This window comes from Streptomyces pacificus, from assembly GCF_011766325.1.
Taxonomy (GTDB): Bacteria; Actinomycetota; Actinomycetes; order Streptomycetales; family Streptomycetaceae; genus Streptomyces; species Streptomyces pacificus.
Map to the genome: position 1 here is coordinate 384,966 of NZ_BLLG01000005.1, position 17,076 is coordinate 402,041.

The window sequence follows — 17,076 nt, forward strand, 5'->3', positions numbered from 1 at the left end:
CGCGCGCTGACCGTCGAACAGCTCGGGGACACGCACCTTCGTGACGGCAGCGTAGTCGTCGTCCGCGTGGAGCAGGGCCGGCGGTGGTGTCCCGGGTGCGTGAGGCCCCCGGGCGCCGGAGCCCAGCCAAGGGAGCGGCTCCGCCGGACTGCCCGCGTCGGTCCGCGATCGCCGCCTCAGGCGTCCCCTGGTTCCCTCGGCCCCTCGTTCCTCCCCCACCGCCACCGCGCCCACCGCACACCGCACACCGCACGCCGAAGGGCGGCCACCCCGGAGGGTGGCCGCCCTTGGCGTCAGACGTGCGCCTTACTGGTTGTACGGACCGTAGTCGTAGTCCTCCAGCGGAACGGCCTGGCCGGAGCCGGTGCCGAACGGCGAGTAGTCGATGTCGTCGTAGCCGACGGCCGAGTACATCGCGGCCTTGGCCTCCTCGGTCGGCTCGACCCGGATGTTGCGGTAGCGGGCGAGGCCCGTACCGGCCGGGATGAGCTTACCGATGATGACGTTCTCCTTGAGGCCGATCAGGGAGTCCGACTTGGCGTTGATCGCCGCGTCGGTGAGGACCCTGGTCGTCTCCTGGAAGGACGCCGCCGACAGCCACGACTCGGTCGCCAGCGAGGCCTTGGTGATACCCATCAGCTGCGGACGGCCGGAGGCCGGGTGGCCGCCTTCCTGGACCACGCGGCGGTTCTCGTGCTCGAACTTCGAGCGCTCCACCAGCTCGCCCGGCAGCAGCTCCGCGTCACCGGACTCGATGATCGTCACACGGCGCAGCATCTGCCGGATGATGATCTCGATGTGCTTGTCGTGGATCGACACGCCCTGCGAGTTGTAGACCTTCTGCACCTCGCCGACCAGGTGGACCTGGACGGCGCGCTGGCCGAGGATCCGCAGCACGTCGTGCGGGTTGGTGGCACCGAAGGTGAGCTTCTGCCCCACCACGACGTGGTCGCCGTCCCGCACCAGGAGCTTGGCGCGCTTGGAGATCGGGTACGCCGCCTCGTCGCTGCCGTCGTCCGGGGTGATGACGATCTTCTTGGTCTTCTCGGTCTCCTCGACCCGGACGATGCCGGCGACCTCGGAGATCGGGGCGACACCCTTCGGGGTACGGGCCTCGAAGAGCTCGACGACACGCGGCAGACCCTGGGTGATGTCGTCACCGGCCACACCACCGGTGTGGAAGGTACGCATCGTCAGCTGGGTGCCGGGCTCGCCGATGGACTGGGCGGCGATGATGCCGACCGCCTCGCCGATGTCGACCAGCTTGCCGGTGGCGAGCGAACGGCCGTAGCAGAACGCGCAGGTGCCGACGGCGGACTCGCAGGTCAGGACCGAGCGGGTCTTGACCTCCTCGACGCCCGCGCCCACGAGCGCGTCGATCAGCACGTCACCGAGGTCGACGTTGGCCGGCGCGATGACCTTGCCGTCCACGACGACGTCCTCGGCGAGCATCCGCGCGTACACCGACGTCTCGACGTCGTCCGCCTTGCGCAGGACACCGTCGGCGCCCCGCTCGGCGATCCGCAGCTTCAGACCGCGGTCGGTGCCGCAGTCCTCCTCGCGGATGATGACGTCCTGCGAGACGTCGACCAGACGACGGGTCAGGTAACCCGAGTCGGCGGTACGCAGGGCGGTGTCGGCGAGACCCTTTCGGGCACCGTGGGTAGAGATGAAGTACTCCAGCACGGACAGGCCCTCGCGGAAGGACGCCTTGATGGGACGGGGGATCGTCTCGTTCTTGGCGTTCGACACCAGACCGCGCATACCGGCGATCTGGCGCATCTGCATCATGTTTCCGCGCGCACCCGAGTTGACCATCATGAAGATGGGGTTGGTCTTCGGGAAGTTGTCGTTCATCGCCTCGGCGACCTCGTTGGTCGCCTTGGTCCAGATCGCGATGAGCTCCTGGGTGCGCTCGTCCTTGGTGATCAGACCGCGCTCGTACTGCTTCTGGACCTTCTCGTCCTGCGCCTCGTAGCCCGCGACGATGTCCTTCTTCGCCTCGGGGACGACGACGTCGGAGATGGCGACGGTGACGCCGGAGCGGGTCGCCCAGTAGAAGCCGGCCGCCTTCAGGTTGTCGAGCGTCGCCGCCACGATGACCTTCGGGTAGCGCTCGGCGAGGTCGTTGACGATCTCGGAGAGCTGCTTCTTGCCGACGGTGTAGTCGACGAACGGGTAGTCCTCGGGCAGCAGCTCGTTGAAGAGCGCGCGGCCCAGGGTGGTGGTGAGGCGGAAGCTGTCGCCCTGCTGCCAGGGGCCGATGCCCTCGTGCCCCTCCTCGTCCGCCGGCGGGGTCCAGCCGCGCGGCGGGACGGTGCCGATCGGGAAGCGGATGTCGATCTTCGCCTGGAGCGAGAGCTCCCGGGCGTCGAACGCCATGATCGCCTCGGCGGTGGAGTTGAACGCGCGGCCCTCGCCGCGCACCTCGCGCTCCTCCTCGTCCGTGGTGAGGAAGAAGAGGCCCAGCACCATGTCCTGGGTCGGCATGGTGACCGGACGGCCGTCGGCCGGCTTGAGGATGTTGTTCGAGGACAGCATCAGGATGCGGGCCTCGGCCTGCGCCTCCGCGGACAGCGGCAGGTGCACGGCCATCTGGTCGCCGTCGAAGTCCGCGTTGAACGCGGTGCAGACGAGCGGGTGGATCTGGATGGCCTTGCCCTCGACCAGCTGCGGCTCGAAGGCCTGGATGCCGAGGCGGTGCAGCGTGGGCGCACGGTTCAGCAGCACCGGGTGCTCGGCGATGACCTCTTCGAGGACGTCGTACACGACGGTGCGGCCGCGCTCGACCATGCGCTTGGCCGACTTGATGTTCTGCGCGTGGTTCAGGTCCACCAGGCGCTTCATCACGAACGGCTTGAAGAGCTCCAGGGCCATGGCCTTGGGCAGACCGCACTGGTGCAGCTTCAGCTGCGGGCCGACGACGATGACGGAACGCGCCGAGTAGTCCACCCGCTTGCCGAGCAGGTTCTGGCGGAACCGGCCCTGCTTGCCCTTCAGCATGTCGCTGAGGGACTTCAGCGGGCGGTTGCCGGGGCCGGTGACCGGGCGGCCGCGGCGGCCGTTGTCGAACAGGGCGTCGACGGCCTCCTGGAGCATCCGCTTCTCGTTGTTCACGATGATCTCGGGGGCACCGAGGTCGAGCAGGCGCTTCAGGCGGTTGTTGCGGTTGATCACACGGCGGTACAGGTCGTTCAGGTCGGAGGTCGCGAAGCGGCCACCGTCCAGCTGGACCATCGGGCGCAGATCCGGCGGGATCACCGGGACGCAGTCCAGCACCATGCCCTTGGGGCTGTTGCTGGTCTGCAGGAAGGCGGAGACGACCTTGAGGCGCTTGAGCGCGCGGGTCTTCTTCTGGCCCTTGCCGGTGCGGATGATCTCGCGGAGGCGCTCGGCCTCCTCGTCCAGGTCGAAGGACTCCAGGCGCTTCTGCAGCGCCGCGGCACCCATCGAGCCGTCGAAGTACGTGCCGAAGCGGTCGCGCAGTTCGCGGTAGAGCAGCTCGTCGCCCTCGAGGTCCTGGACCTTGAGGTTCTTGAAGCGGGTCCACACCTCGTCGAGGCGGTCGATCTCGCGCTGGGCGCGGTCGCGCAGCTGCTTCATCTCGCGCTCGGCGCCCTCGCGCACCTTGCGGCGCACATCGGCCTTGGCGCCCTCGGCCTCCAGCTCGGCCAGGTCGGTCTCGAGCTTCTTGGCGCGGGCCTCCAGGTCGGCGTCGCGGCGGTTCTCGATCTGCTGGCGCTCGACGGAGACATGCGCCTCCAGCGAGGGCAGGTCGCGGGTGCGGCGCTCCTCGTCCACGTACGTGATCATGTACGCGGCGAAGTAGATGACCTTCTCCAGGTCCTTCGGGGCGAGGTCGAGCAGATAGCCCAGCCGCGACGGAACGCCCTTGAAGTACCAGATGTGGGTGACGGGAGCGGCCAGCTCGATATGGCCCATCCGCTCGCGGCGCACCTTGGCGCGCGTGACCTCGACGCCACAGCGCTCACAGATGATGCCCTTGAAGCGGACGCGCTTGTACTTGCCGCAGTAGCACTCCCAGTCCCGGGTAGGACCGAAGATCTTCTCGCAGAAGAGTCCGTCCTTCTCGGGCTTGAGCGTGCGGTAGTTGATGGTCTCCGGCTTCTTGACCTCGCCGTGGGACCACTGACGGATGTCGTCAGCGGTGGCCAGGCCGATCCGCAGCTCGTCGAAGAAGTTGACGTCGAGCACTATGCGTCAATCCCTCTCAGGGTCGTGTCTCAATCAATGGTCTGATGGGGGTCCCTCCACGCCCACAGGGCGTAGGGGGAGGGTCCGGGGACGGCCGGGGCTCCCGACGGGAGCCCCGGCCAGGCCCGTCAGACCTCTTCGACGCTGCTCGGCTCGCGCCGGGACAGGTCGATGCCGAGCTCCTCCGCGGCGCGGAAGACGTCCTCGTCGGTGTCGCGCATCTCGATGGACATGCCGTCCGAGGACAGCACCTCCACGTTGAGGCACAGGGACTGCATCTCCTTGATGAGCACCTTGAAGGACTCGGGGATGCCGGGCTCGGGGATGTTCTCGCCCTTGACGATGGCCTCGTAGACCTTCACGCGGCCGGTGACGTCGTCGGACTTGATGGTCAGCAGCTCCTGGAGGGCGTAGGCGGCGCCGTACGCCTCGAGCGCCCACACCTCCATCTCACCGAACCGCTGGCCACCGAACTGAGCCTTACCACCCAGCGGCTGCTGGGTGATCATCGAGTACGGACCGGTCGACCGGGCGTGCAGCTTGTCGTCGACCAGGTGGTGCAGCTTGAGGATGTACATGTACCCGACCGAGATCGGGTCCGGGAAGGGCTCGCCGGAGCGGCCGTCGAACAGGCGTGCCTTGCCGGACGGGAGGACCATGCGGTCGCCGTCGCGGTTCGGGATCGTGTGCTCCAGCAGACCCGCCAGTTCGTCCTCGCGGGCGCCGTCGAAGACGGGGGTGGCGACGTTGGTGCGGGGGTCGACCTGGTCGGCGCCGATGGCCTGCAGGCGCTGGGCCCACTCGTCGGCGAGGCCGGAGACGTCCCAGCCCTGGCTGGCGAGCCAGCCGAGATGGATCTCCAGGACCTGTCCCGGGTTCATCCGGGACGGGACGCCGAGCGGGTTGAGGATGATGTCGACCGGGGTGCCGTCCTCCAGGAACGGCATGTCCTCGATCGGCAGGATCTTGGAGATGACGCCCTTGTTGCCGTGGCGGCCGGCGAGCTTGTCACCGTCGGTGATCTTGCGCTTCTGCGCGACGTACACGCGCACCAGCTGGTTCACACCGGGGGGAAGCTCGTCGCCCTCCTCGCGGTCGAAGACGCGGACGCCGATGACCTTGCCGGTCTCGCCGTGCGGCACCTTCAGCGAGGTGTCGCGGACCTCGCGGGCCTTCTCGCCGAAGATCGCGCGCAGCAGCCGCTCCTCCGGGGTCAGCTCCGTCTCGCCCTTGGGGGTGACCTTGCCGACCAGGATGTCGCCGGCGACGACCTCGGCACCGATGCGGATGATGCCGCGCTCGTCGAGGTCGGCGAGGACCTCCTCGGAGACGTTCGGGATGTCCCGGGTGATCTCCTCCGGGCCGAGCTTGGTGTCGCGGGCGTCGACCTCGTGCTCCTCGATGTGGATCGAGGAGAGGACGTCGTCCTGGACGAGGCGCTGCGACAGGATGATCGCGTCCTCGTAGTTGTGGCCCTCCCACGGCATGAACGCCACGAGCAGGTTCTTGCCGAGCGCCATCTCGCCGTTCTCGGTGGCCGGCCCGTCGGCGAGGACCTGGCCCTCGATGACCCGGTCGCCCTCGGAGACGATGACCTTCTGGTTCACCGAGGTGCCCTGGTTGGAGCGGGAGAACTTCGCGACGCGGTAGGTGGTGTACGTGCCGTCGTCGTTGGCGACGGTGACGTAGTCGGCCGAGACCTCCTGGATCACCCCGTCCTTCTCGGCCTTGATGACGTCGCCGGCGTCGGTGGCGCAGCGGTACTCCATACCGGTACCGACGAGCGGCGCCTCCGCCTTGATCAGCGGAACGGCCTGGCGCATCATGTTCGCGCCCATCAGGGCGCGGTTGGCGTCGTCGTGCTCGAGGAACGGGATCATGGCGGTCGCCACCGACACCATCTGGCGCGGCGAGACGTCCATGTAGTCCACGTCCTCGGGCGACACGTAGTCGACCTCGCCGCCGCGGCGGCGGACGAGCACGCGGGCCTCGGCGAAGCGCAGGTCGTCGCCGAGCGCGGCGTTGGCCTGCGCGATGACGAAGCGGTCCTCCTCGTCGGCGGTCAGGTAGTCCACCTGGTCGGTGACCTGGCCGCCCTCGACCTTGCGGTACGGGGTCTCGACGAAGCCGAACGCGTTCACCCGGCCGTAGGTGGCGAGCGAACCGATCAGACCGATGTTCGGGCCCTCGGGGGTCTCGATCGGGCACATCCGTCCGTAGTGGGACGGGTGCACGTCGCGGACCTCGAAGCCGGCCCGCTCACGGGACAGACCGCCGGGGCCCAGCGCCGACAGGCGGCGCTTGTGGGTCAGGCCCGACAACGGGTTGTTCTGGTCCATGAACTGCGACAGCTGGCTGGTGCCGAAGAACTCCTTGATGGAGGCGACGACCGGCCGGATGTTGATCAGGGTCTGCGGCGTGATCGCCTCGACGTCCTGGGTGGTCATGCGCTCGCGCACGACGCGCTCCATACGGGCGAGACCCGTGCGGACCTGGTTCTGGATCAGCTCGCCGACGTTGCGCAGACGGCGGTTGCCGAAGTGGTCGATGTCGTCGGTCTCGACGACGATCTGGGTGCCGCTCTCGCCGACCGTCTCGGTCTCCCCGGCGTGCAGCTTGACCAGGTACTTGATGGTCGCGATGACGTCATCGGTGGTGAGCACGCCGGCGTCCAGCGGCTCGTCGGCGCCGAGCTTCTTGTTGACCTTGTAGCGGCCGACCTTGGCCAGGTCGTAGCGCTTCGGGTTGAAGTAGAGGTTCTCGAGCAGCGTCTGCGCGGCCTCACGCGTCGGGGGCTCGCCCGGGCGCAGCTTGCGGTAGATGTCGAGGAGCGCGTCGTCCTGGCCCTGGGTGTGGTCCTTCTCCAGGGTGGCGCGCATCGACTCGTACTCGCCGAACTCCTCCAGGATCTGCTCGGTGGTCCAGCCGAGCGCCTTGAGCAGGACGGTGACGGACTGCTTGCGCTTGCGGTCGATGCGCACACCGACCATGTCGCGCTTGTCGATCTCCATCTCCAGCCAGGCACCCCGGGACGGGATGATCTTGGCGGAGAAGATGTCCTTGTCGGACGTCTTGTCGATGGAGGAGTCGAAGTAGACGCCCGGCGAGCGGACCAGCTGCGACACCACGACACGCTCGGTGCCGTTGATGACGAAGGTGCCCTTGTTCGTCATGAGCGGGAAGTCGCCCATGAAGACGGTCTGGGACTTGATCTCGCCGGTCTCGTTGTTGGTGAACTCGGCGGTGACGAAGAGCGGGGCGGCGTACGTGAAGTCGCGCTCCTTGCACTCGTCGATCGAGTTCTTCGGGGGCTCGAAGCGGTGGTCGCGGAACGTCAGCGACATCGACCCGGAGAAGTCCTCGATCGGGGAGATCTCCTCGAAGATCTCCTCCAGACCGGACTTGGTGGGGACGTCCTGTCCGGACTCCAGAGCCGCCTCGACACGAGCCTTCCACGCGGCGTTGCCGAGCAGCCAGTCAAAGCTCTCGGTCTGCAGCGCGAGGAGGTTCGGAACCTCGAGGGGCTCCTTGATCTTTGCAAAGGAGATGCGCAGCGGGGCGGTGCTTGCGCCGTTGTTCGTATTCGCGGTCGAGGCGTTGCGCGAGGCGGCCAAGAGGGGGTCCTTCCGAGGGCTCGGACTCACTACGCGCGTACCGGTCCCAAGCCGGGCACAAAGACAGAAATCCCAGGTCAGGGCTATTCTGGTCAACGATGCTCATGCGAGGGGATGCCCCTGGTGACGGGCAGGGAGCAGCTAACAGGCAGCGCAAAGGGTCAGTGTAGCCACTTGGCCCACTGATGTCCAGGGCGGGTTCACCGAGACCCTCGTTGTTCTCAACTCCGCGGTATGCCGCGCGCCGGGAGGCGCACACCGATACTGCCCGTTCGGTCGCCGATCCATGCCTCGAACTTGGACCGTTGTGACGACGCGTCCTGAGAATTGCGCGCTGCGTGCGGTTCGTCAAGGCCCCCCAGCCCATTCCCGGCTGCGGGGATCGTCACCTGGCGCACGGCGAAGATCACCCTACTCCCCGCGACGGGCAGCGCAAGGCGCCCACCCGACGGTGCGGGCAACGCCGAAGGGCGACCACCCGAATGGATGATCGCCCTTCAGTGCGTGCGCGTTACAGCGCAGGAGTCAGCGGACCCCCGAGGTCACTTGACCTCGACGGCCGCACCGGCGCCCTTGAGGGACTCGGCGGCCTTCTCCGCGGCCTCCTTGGTGACCTTCTCCAGGACCGGCTTCGGGGCGCCGTCGACGAGGTCCTTGGCCTCCTTCAGACCCAGCGAGGTCAGCTCGCGGACGACCTTGATGACCTGGATCTTCTTGTCGCCGGCGCCGGTGAGGACGACGTCGAACTCGTCCTGCTCCTCGGCGGCCTCGGCAGCCGGGGCACCCGGGACGCCGGCGGCGGCCACGGCGACCGGGGCGGCGGCGGTGACGTCGAACTTCTCCTCGAACGCCTTCACGAACTCGGAGAGCTCGATGAGGGTCATCTCCTCGAACTGCGCGAGCAGGTCTTCCTGAGACAGCTTCGCCATGATGGCGGTCCTTCCACTCATTCGGCTGGTGCCGGGATGTACATAACGGCGGGCGTACGGCCCGCTACGACCCGCGCCGGGCGGCGCGGATCAATGCGCGAGCCGAATTACTCGGCACCGCCCTGCTCGGCCTGCTTGGCGCGAAGCGCGTCCACGGTGCGGACGAGCTTCGACGGAAGCGCCTGGAAGAGCGCGGCAGCCTGGGACTGCTTGCCCTTCATGGCGCCCGCCAGCTTGGCGAGCAGAACCTCGCGGGACTCGAGGTCCGCAAGCTTCTTGATCTCATCGGCGGACAGCGCCTTGCCGTCAAGGACACCGCCCTTGATGATGAGGTTCGGGTTGTCCTTGGCGAAGTCACGAAGACCCTTCGCCGACTCCACCGGGTCACCGGTGATGAAGGCGACCGCCGTCGGACCAGCGAACTGGTCGTCGAGCGAGGTGATCCCGGCCTCGTTGGCCGCAATCTTGGTCAGCGTGTTCTTCACCACGGCGTACTGGGCGTTCTCACCGAGCGAACGGCGCAGCTGCTTCAGCTGCGCCACGGTGAGACCGCGGTACTCGGTCAGCACGGCGGCGTTCGAGCTGCGGAACTTGTCCGTCAGCTCGGCGACCGCGGCGGACTTGTCGGGCCTCGCCATGAGCCTCGGCCTCCTTCCGGGTGATTCGGACCGCATGGGCTGAAGGAAGGAGAACCGGGCAAAACGAAACGCCCCGGCGCAGGCGCACGGGGCGTGGCTCCACCGGACGTATATCCGGGAACCTCATCCACAGTCACCTGCGCGGGTCGTCCGCAGCGAGCGGATCCTTCGGCCGCCGACACCCTGACGGGCACGGCAACGACCAGCGGTCTTTGGCTTCCGGGGAAGAGTACGCGAACCGATCGCCGGCAAGCAAATCGGGCGTCAGGGCCCGCCGGCCGCGGTCACGGCCTCCCGCGGTGGTGGCCGGCGGCGGGACCACCGGCCACCACCGGGAGGGCGCGACCGCGGGTCGGCCACGACCGGGAGCCGGGAACCGCTCAGCCGCCGAGACCGGCGCCGTCCTCCGCGCCGTCCTCCGCGCCGAGCTCCTCCAGCAGCTTGAGCATCTCGAACAGGTCGAAGGTGTCCTTCGCCGGCGGCGCCTGGACGGCGGCCTCGGCTCCGTAGTCGGAGTAGTGCGCCGTCATGTCCATCGTGCCCTGCGGCATCTTCATGCCGACGACCATCTTGACCGGGTAGTCGTCCTCGTTGACCCAGACCTCGGTGTCGTATCCCGTGATGCCGGCCTTCTTGACGCTGTCGACCAGCTCCTTGCGCTCCTCCGCCGAGAGCACGTCGAAGGCCGTGTTGGCGTCGAGCATCTCCTCCAAGGTCATCGTGCCCTTGTAGTGCCGTGCCTCGACGCCGTCGACCTTCTCGGAGCCGAGTTGCTTGATGTTGGGCGAACCGAGCAGCAGGGCGAGCTGCTGGGCCGGGTCCTGGTTCATGTTCTCCAGGCTGCCGGTCATCTGCTTCTGGAGTGCCTTGTCGCCGCTGGCCTCGGCGGCGGCCTCGAGGTCCAGCTTCATCCAGCGCTTGCCGTCCATCTCGGCGGCCTGCTTGGCGCTCAGCTCCATGTACATGGCGTCGTCCACCATCAGCATGCGGATCTGGGACGGCGCATCGGGGTCGCCCGCGCTGAGCATCGAGCCCTTGGCGGTGACGTCCATCACGACGGGGTCCCACCCCTGCACCCCGGACATCTCCATGGTGCCGCCCTCCATGCCGTCCGGCATGGCCATGGTCATACGGACCTTGACGGACTTGGCGTCCGACGTCTTCTTGTAGGCGGCCTGGATCACCTGGGTGATCTCGCCCTGCGACTGGCCGGCGGACTGCGAGGAGCCGGCGGCCTTCCTCTCGTCCTCGCCACCGCTCTGGCAGCCCGCGGCACCCGCGACGACGGCCACGGCCGCCAGGGAGACGCCCGCGCGCTTCCACGTCGACATGCTCATGAAATCCCCACCCCGTGTTCTGTTCTGTTGCCTCAGTGAAGTCGGTCGAACCGTAGCGCGCCCGACCGACATCGTTGCAACGATAAACGAACCCCCGCACCCCTCGTAAAGAGGAGGTGCGGGGGTCGGTCCCAGCCGTGTGCGAGCCGCAGACTCAGACCGCGGCCGGGTCCTCCTCGACGAGGAGGTTGCGGGTGCGGTTGGAGTCCAGCGGGATACCCGGACCCATGGTGGTGGTCAGGGTCGCCTTCTTGATGTAGCGGCCCTTCGCCGCGGACGGCTTCAGACGGAGGATCTCCTCCAGCGCCGCGGCGTAGTTCTCCACCAGCTTGGTCTCGTCGAAGGAGACCTTGCCGATGATGAAGTGCAGGTTCGCGTGCTTGTCGACACGGAACTCGATCTTGCCGCCCTTGATGTCGGTGACGGCCTTGGCAACGTCCATGGTCACGGTGCCGGTCTTGGGGTTCGGCATCAGACCACGGGGACCGAGCACCCGGCCGAGGCGGCCGACCTTGCCCATGAGGTCCGGGGTGGCGACGACGGCGTCGAAGTCCAGGCGGCCCTTCGACACCTCGTCGATCAGCTCGTCGGAGCCGACGATGTCGGCGCCCGCGGCCTCCGCGGCCGCAGCACGGTCACCGGTCGCGAAGACCAGGACCCGGGCGGTCTTGCCGGTGCCGTGCGGAAGGTTCACGGTGCCACGGACCATCTGGTCTGCCTTGCGCGGGTCTACGCCCAGGCGGAAGGCGACCTCGACGGTGCCGTCGAACTTGGTGCTGGCGGTGTCCTTCGCAAGACGGACGGCCTCGAGCGGGGCGTAGTTGCGCTCCCGGTCGACCTTGGCGTCCGCGTTGCGGAGAGCCTTGCTGCGCTTCACTTCTTCTCCTGTGGTGTCTCAGGCGTGGAGTTCGTGGTCCGGGCCAGCGCCTGGCCCTGCCACTGAGGTCTCGGGGGACTGTCAGCCCTCGACCGTGACGCCCATGGAACGGGCGGTGCCGGCGATGATCTTCTCGGCGGCGTCCAGGTCGTTGGCGTTCAGGTCGGGCATCTTGGTGGTGGCGATCTCGCGGACCTGGTCGCGCGTCAGCTTGGCGACCTTGGTCTTGTGCGGCTCGCCGGAGCCCTTGTCCACACCCGCGGCCTTGAGGATCAGCTTGGCGGCCGGCGGGGTCTTGGTGATGAAGGTGAAGGAACGGTCCTCGTAGACCGTGATCTCCACCGGCACGACCATGCCACGCTGCGACTCGGTCGCGGCGTTGTAGGCCTTGCAGAACTCCATGATGTTGACGCCGTGCTGACCCAGCGCGGGGCCGACCGGCGGAGCCGGGTTGGCGGCGCCGGCCTGGATCTGGAGCTTGATAAGCCCCGTGACCTTCTTCTTCTTGGGAGGCATTGCTCTCTCCGGGTCCAGTTGAGAGTGTGCTGTAACGGCATGGCATCCACCCGATCATCCGGATGGAGGCATACCGCACCACGATAGCGGGTACTACCGTGGGGCCAAAAACCGCGCAGGTCAGCGCAGCCCGGGACCGCTCCGGCCCGGCCGGGCCCCCGCGGTCCCGCCAGGCGGGAAGTTCGCGCGCCGCCGGACGTACTCGGACGGCACCGGCAGCATGGGCGACGCCCCTGCCGGCGGGAAGACCGCTGGGAGGGGCGCCTTTAGCTCGTGATCAGGGCTAGTTCTTCTGGATCTGGTCGAAGCTCAGCTCGACCGGCGTCTCGCGACCGAAGATCTCGACAAGACCCTTGACCTTCTTCGAGTCCGGGTTGATCTCGTTGATCGTGGCCTGCAGGGTGGCGAAGGGGCCGTCGGTGACGGTGACCGAGTCGCCGACCTCGAAGTCCAGCACCTGGACCTCGACCTTGCGGGCGGGCGCCGGCTTGCCCTCGGCCTCGGCCGCCTCGCGGGCCGCCTTCTCCTCCAGCTCGGGGGCGAGCATCTTGACGATCTCGTCCAGGGTCAGGGGGTAGGGGTCGTACGCGTTGCCGACGAAGCCGGTGACGCCGGGCGTGTTGCGGACGACACCCCAGGACTCGTTCGTCAGATCCATCCGGACGAGCACATACCCGGGCAGCTTGTTCTGCCGGACGTTCTTGCGCTCGCCGTTCTTGATCTGGACGATCTCCTCCTCGGGCACCTCGGCCTGGTAGATGAAGTCCTCGACGTTCAGCGAGACGGCACGCTGCTCCAGATTGGCCTTCACCCGCTTCTCGTAGCCGGCGTAGGTGTGGATCACGTACCACTCGCCGGGCAGCCCGCGCAGCTCCTCGCGGAGTTCGGCGACGGGATCGGCCGGAGCCTCCTGCGCGGTCGCCTCGGCAGCCCCCTCGGCGGCGGGCTCCTCGTCGGCGGGCTCCTCGTCGGCAGTGGCGACGGCCTCGGGATCCCCGGGCCCGGCGTCCCCGGCAACGGCGTCCCCGGTCGCGGGCTCGCTGTCCACGTGGATCGCGGCCTGCTCGGCGGGCTCGCCCGCAGCGGCGTCAGCAGCTTCCGCCCGGTCCGGGCCGACGGAGTCCGCCGCCTCGACGATGTCGAGCGCGTCCTCAGCGGACTCGCGGCTCTCGCGCGGCTCAACGGCGTCGTTCAGGTTCGGGTCAGACACGGTGGCTGCTTCTTCCTGGATACAGATGGGGTGGAACATGCGAAAGAGGCGCCGGTCGGGCGCCCTCCGCGGGATCAGCCGAAGACGTACTTGACGGCTGCCTGGAAGCCATAGTCCATCACGGTCACAAGACCGATCATGATAACGACGAAGATGATCACCACGGTCGTGTACGTCGTCAGCTGGTTGCGGGTGGGCCAGACGACCTTGCGCAGCTCGGCCACGATCTGTCGATAGAACAGCGCGAGGCGGCCCAGGGGGCCTCTCTTCCCACGCTTGCCGCCCTTGCGGGTCTTCTTGCGTGAGTCGGCCGCCTCGTCCTCGGCATCAGGCATGTCGATGGAGCCCACGGCGTCCGTCACGTCTCTCACCTGATTCCGGGTCGTGGCCGTGCCGCGCCCGGTCGAGCCGCACGGCGGTGCATCGAAGTACGTACATACGCACACATCCTGGCGAAGGCGTGTGTAGCAGGGCCGGAGGGACTTGAACCCCCAACCGCTGGTTTTGGAGACCAGTGCTCTACCAATTGAGCTACGACCCTATGTGGTTCCCCCCAAACCTACCGCATCCGCGGTGGTGGTCCGTGAGGGCCAACGACAGGTGAGTGTACGTGGTCGGGAGCCGTGCGTCGAACAGATAGCTTCGAGGCGGTTCCCTTCCGCGTCCCTTCCACGTCCCGTCCGCGTCCCGTCCACGTCCCGTCCACGTCCCGTCCGTCGCCCCGTCCACGCTGCGGGCGAGCGGCTCCCGTCCGGAACTGTCCGGCCGCCGCCCGGTCGGTGAATCCCCTGTGCCCGGGCGCTCGGCGTTCTGGGACCATGGCCGCATGAGCGCTGCCACTTCTCCCGCCGAGCGCCGGGTCTCCGCCCGCATCGGCGCGATCTCCGAGTCCGCGACCCTCGCCGTCGACGCCAAGGCCAAGGCCCTCAAGGCCGCCGGCCGTCCGGTGATCGGTTTCGGCGCGGGCGAGCCGGACTTCCCGACCCCGGACTACATCGTCGAGGCCGCGATCGAGGCCTGCAAGAACCCGAAGTACCACCGCTACACCCCGGCCGGCGGCCTGCCGGAGCTGAAGAAGGCGATCGCGGAGAAGACGCTCCGCGACTCCGGCTACCAGGTCGACCCCGCGCAGGTCCTGGTGACCAACGGCGGCAAGCAGGCGATCTACGAGGCCTTCGCGGCGATCCTGGATCCGGGCGACGAGGTCATCGTCCCGGCGCCGTACTGGACGACGTACCCGGAGTCGATCCGGCTGGCCGGCGGTGTCCCGGTGGAGGTGGCCACCGACGAGACCACGAACTACCGGGTCTCCGTGGAGCAACTGGAGGCGGCCCGCACCGAGCGGACGAAGGTCGTCCTGTTCGTCTCCCCCTCCAACCCGACCGGAGCGGTCTACAGCCGGGCCGACACCGAGGCGATCGCCCGCTGGGCGCTCGAGCACGGCCTGTGGGTGCTGACGGACGAGATCTACGAGCACCTGGTCTACGGCGACGCATCGTTCGCCTCCGTCCCGGCGCTGGTGCCCGAGCTGCGCGACAGGTGCATCGTGGTCAACGGCGTCGCGAAGACGTACGCGATGACCGGCTGGCGGGTGGGGTGGATCATCGGCCCCAAGGACGTCGTCAAGGCCGCGACCAACCTGCAGTCGCACGCCACCTCCAACGTCTCGAACGTGGCGCAGGTCGCCGCGCTGGCGGCGGTCTCCGGCGATCTCGACGCGGTCGCGAGGATGCGTGAGGCGTTCGACCGCCGCCGGGGCACCATCGTGCGGATGCTCAACGAGATCGACGGCATGGTCTGCCCGGAGCCCGAGGGCGCCTTCTATGTGTACCCGTCGGTGAAGGCCCTGCTGGGCAAGGAGATCCGTGGGCGGCGGCCGCGGACCTCGGTGGAGCTCGCGGCGCTGATCCTGGAGGAGGTCGAGGTCGCCGTCGTCCCGGGTGAGGCCTTCGGCACGCCGGGCTATCTGCGGCTGTCGTACGCGCTGGGCGACGAGGACCTGGTCGAAGGCGTCTCGCGTATGCAGAAGCTGCTGGCGGAGGCCCGGGACTGAGGTTCCGTTTCCGCTCGGCGGGTCGGGGCGGGGCGGGCCCCGGCCGGAAGGGCTCCACCGGTGGTACCGGCGGGTCCGGACGACCGGGGCCCTTCCGCTGCCCGGGGGTGCCGGTGCCCCGCGGCCAGGGCCGTTCCCGTATCGGGGACGGTCTTGAAGGGACGGCTCCGGGGCCCGGAGGCCCGAGACCGGGGCCGGGACCGGGACCGGGACTGGGACCGGGGCCGGGACCGGGACCGGGACTGGGACCGGGACCGGGGCCGGGACCGGGGCCGGGACCGGGGCCGGGACCGGGGCCGGGACCGGGGCACGAGGCACGGCCCCGGGTCTCTGCGGCCGGTCGCCACAGCCCGGGCGTGCACAGCCCAGGAAACCCTCCCGGGGTGCCACGGCCCGGCGCCACGGCCCGATGCGAGGGCCCCGGGCGACCCGGTGCAACGGCCCGGGCGCCGTCCTCGACCGGGCCCGCTCCCCTCCCCCCGGGGCGTTCCGGTCGGGCGCCGTCCTCCGCGGACCGTGTTCTTTCGTTCGGGCAAGGACCCGATCGGGGAAAGGGGCTGCCGGATGCCCGGTGTGTGCGGCAAGATCCTTCAATGGAGCGAGTACGCGACCTCAGCCTGCTGCCCAAGGCCCATCTGCATCTGCACTTCACCGGGTCGATGCGGCCCGGCACCCTGCTCGAACTCGCCGACAAGTACGGCGTGCACCTCCCCGACGCACTGACCGGCGGAGAGCCGCCGAAGCTCCGGGCGACGGACGAGCGCGGCTGGTTCCGCTTCCAGCGGCTCTACGACATCGCCCGGTCCTGTCTGCGGGAGCCGGAGGACATCCGGAGGCTGGTGCGGGAGGCGGCGGAGGAGGACGTCCGGGACGGCTCGGGCTGGCTGGAGATCCAGGTCGACCCCACCTCGTACGCCCCGATGCTGGGTGGACTGATCCCCGCGCTGGAGACCATCCTCGACTCCGTGGACGAGGCGGCGCGGGAGACCGGACTGGGGATGCGCGTCGTGGTCGCCGCCAACCGGATGAAGCATCCGCTGGACGCCCGCACGCTGGCGCGGCTTGCGGTGCGCTACACCGGCCGCGGGGTGGTCGGTTTCGGCCTCTCCAACGACGAGCGCCGGGGCATGGCCCGGGACTTCGACCGCGCGTTCGCGATCGCCCGCGACGGCGGTCTGCTGGCGGCCCCGCACGGCGGCGAGTTGGCCGGACCGTCGTCGGTGCGCGACTGCCTGGACGACCTCCACGCCTCCCGGATCGGCCACGGCGTCCGCGCGGCAGAGGATCCGCGGCTGCTGCGAAGGCTCGCGGACCGCGGGGTGACCTGCGAGGTCTGCCCGGCGTCGAACGTGGCCCTGGGGGTGTACGAGAAGCCGGAGGACGTACCCCTGCGGACGCTGTGGGACGCGGGCGTGCCCATGGCGCTGGGTGCGGACGACCCGCTGCTCTTCGGGTCGCGGCTGGCGGCCCAGTACGAGATCGCCCGGCGCCATCACGGCTTCACCGACGAGGAGCTGGCCGAGTTCGCCCGCCAGTCGGTCCGGGCCTCGGCGGCTCCGAGGCAGGTGCGCGAAGCCCTGCTGGGCGGGATCGACGAGTGGCTGAAGGACTGACCGGGCCCGCTCGTGGGCCCCGTCGTCGGCGCCGGTGACGGGTGCCGGCGACGGGCCCCGTGCGGCGCAGGGCG

At 68.8% G+C, this 17,076-nt stretch carries 11 protein-coding genes and 1 tRNA gene; 2 read left to right on the forward strand and 10 right to left on the reverse strand.

Annotated features, from left to right (window positions below):
- Positions 1-306: 306 nt before the first annotated feature.
- The 10 genes from SCWH03_RS11505 to SCWH03_RS11550 all read right to left on the reverse strand — a co-directional run bounded on the left by SCWH03_RS11505 (position 307) and on the right by SCWH03_RS11550 (position 13,877).
- Entirely contained in the window at positions 307-4,215 is a 3,909-nt protein-coding gene (locus SCWH03_RS11505; protein WP_173264051.1) for a DNA-directed RNA polymerase subunit beta', read from the reverse strand.
- A gap of 128 nt (positions 4,216-4,343) precedes the next feature.
- Complete coding sequence (rpoB, locus tag SCWH03_RS11510) at positions 4,344-7,829, reverse strand: DNA-directed RNA polymerase subunit beta (protein ID WP_109295534.1); 3,486 nt, start codon at positions 7,827-7,829, stop codon at positions 4,344-4,346.
- 542 nt (positions 7,830-8,371) lie between these two features.
- Positions 8,372-8,758 (reverse strand): 50S ribosomal protein L7/L12, encoded by a 387-nt coding sequence (rplL, locus tag SCWH03_RS11515; protein WP_109295533.1) that lies wholly within the window; start codon positions 8,756-8,758, stop codon positions 8,372-8,374.
- Between the two features lie 107 nt (positions 8,759-8,865).
- Complete coding sequence (rplJ, locus tag SCWH03_RS11520; protein ID WP_017949675.1) at positions 8,866-9,396, reverse strand: 50S ribosomal protein L10; 531 nt, start codon at positions 9,394-9,396, stop codon at positions 8,866-8,868.
- Between the two features lie 380 nt (positions 9,397-9,776).
- Positions 9,777-10,727 (reverse strand): SCO4651 family lipoprotein, encoded by a 951-nt coding sequence (locus tag SCWH03_RS11525; RefSeq protein WP_173264192.1) that lies wholly within the window; start codon positions 10,725-10,727, stop codon positions 9,777-9,779.
- 160 nt (positions 10,728-10,887) lie between these two features.
- Complete coding sequence (gene rplA / locus SCWH03_RS11530) at positions 10,888-11,610, reverse strand: 50S ribosomal protein L1 (RefSeq protein WP_173264052.1); 723 nt, start codon at positions 11,608-11,610, stop codon at positions 10,888-10,890.
- Between the two features lie 81 nt (positions 11,611-11,691).
- Complete coding sequence (rplK, locus tag SCWH03_RS11535; RefSeq protein ID WP_116428045.1) at positions 11,692-12,126, reverse strand: 50S ribosomal protein L11; 435 nt, start codon at positions 12,124-12,126, stop codon at positions 11,692-11,694.
- A gap of 283 nt (positions 12,127-12,409) precedes the next feature.
- Entirely contained in the window at positions 12,410-13,336 is a 927-nt protein-coding gene (nusG, locus tag SCWH03_RS11540) for a transcription termination/antitermination protein NusG (RefSeq protein ID WP_173264053.1), read from the reverse strand.
- Between the two features lie 74 nt (positions 13,337-13,410).
- Positions 13,411-13,698: a preprotein translocase subunit SecE gene (gene secE, locus SCWH03_RS11545; RefSeq protein ID WP_173264054.1), complete on the reverse strand. Its 288-nt coding sequence runs from the start codon at positions 13,696-13,698 to the stop codon at positions 13,411-13,413.
- 106 nt (positions 13,699-13,804) lie between these two features.
- Positions 13,805-13,877: transfer RNA gene (locus SCWH03_RS11550), tRNA-Trp, on the reverse strand.
- Positions 13,878-14,162: 285 nt separating this feature from the next.
- On the opposite strand from SCWH03_RS11550, the gene SCWH03_RS11555 reads away from it, so the two are divergent.
- Positions 14,163-15,389, forward strand: coding sequence for a pyridoxal phosphate-dependent aminotransferase (locus tag SCWH03_RS11555; RefSeq protein WP_173264055.1), 1,227 nt, complete (start codon positions 14,163-14,165; stop codon positions 15,387-15,389).
- A gap of 593 nt (positions 15,390-15,982) precedes the next feature.
- Positions 15,983-17,002 carry an adenosine deaminase gene (locus SCWH03_RS11560; RefSeq protein ID WP_173264056.1) on the forward strand — a complete coding sequence of 340 codons (1,020 nt, stop codon included), beginning with the start codon at positions 15,983-15,985 and terminating at the stop codon, positions 17,000-17,002.
- Positions 17,003-17,076 lie beyond the last annotated feature (74 nt).

Coding starts and splice junctions, on each gene's coding strand:
- rplJ (WP_017949675.1), bottom strand. CDS start 9,396: ATGGCGAGGCCCGACAAGTCCGCCGCGGTCGCCGAGCTGACGGACAAG.
- SCWH03_RS11555 (WP_173264055.1), top strand. CDS start 14,163: ATGAGCGCTGCCACTTCTCCCGCCGAGCGCCGGGTCTCCGCCCGCATC.
- SCWH03_RS11560 (WP_173264056.1), top strand. CDS start 15,983: ATGGAGCGAGTACGCGACCTCAGCCTGCTGCCCAAGGCCCATCTGCAT.
- rplL (WP_109295533.1), bottom strand. CDS start 8,758: ATGGCGAAGCTGTCTCAGGAAGACCTGCTCGCGCAGTTCGAGGAGATG.
- SCWH03_RS11525 (WP_173264192.1), bottom strand. CDS start 10,727: ATGTCGACGTGGAAGCGCGCGGGCGTCTCCCTGGCGGCCGTGGCCGTC.
- rplK (WP_116428045.1), bottom strand. CDS start 12,126: ATGCCTCCCAAGAAGAAGAAGGTCACGGGGCTTATCAAGCTCCAGATC.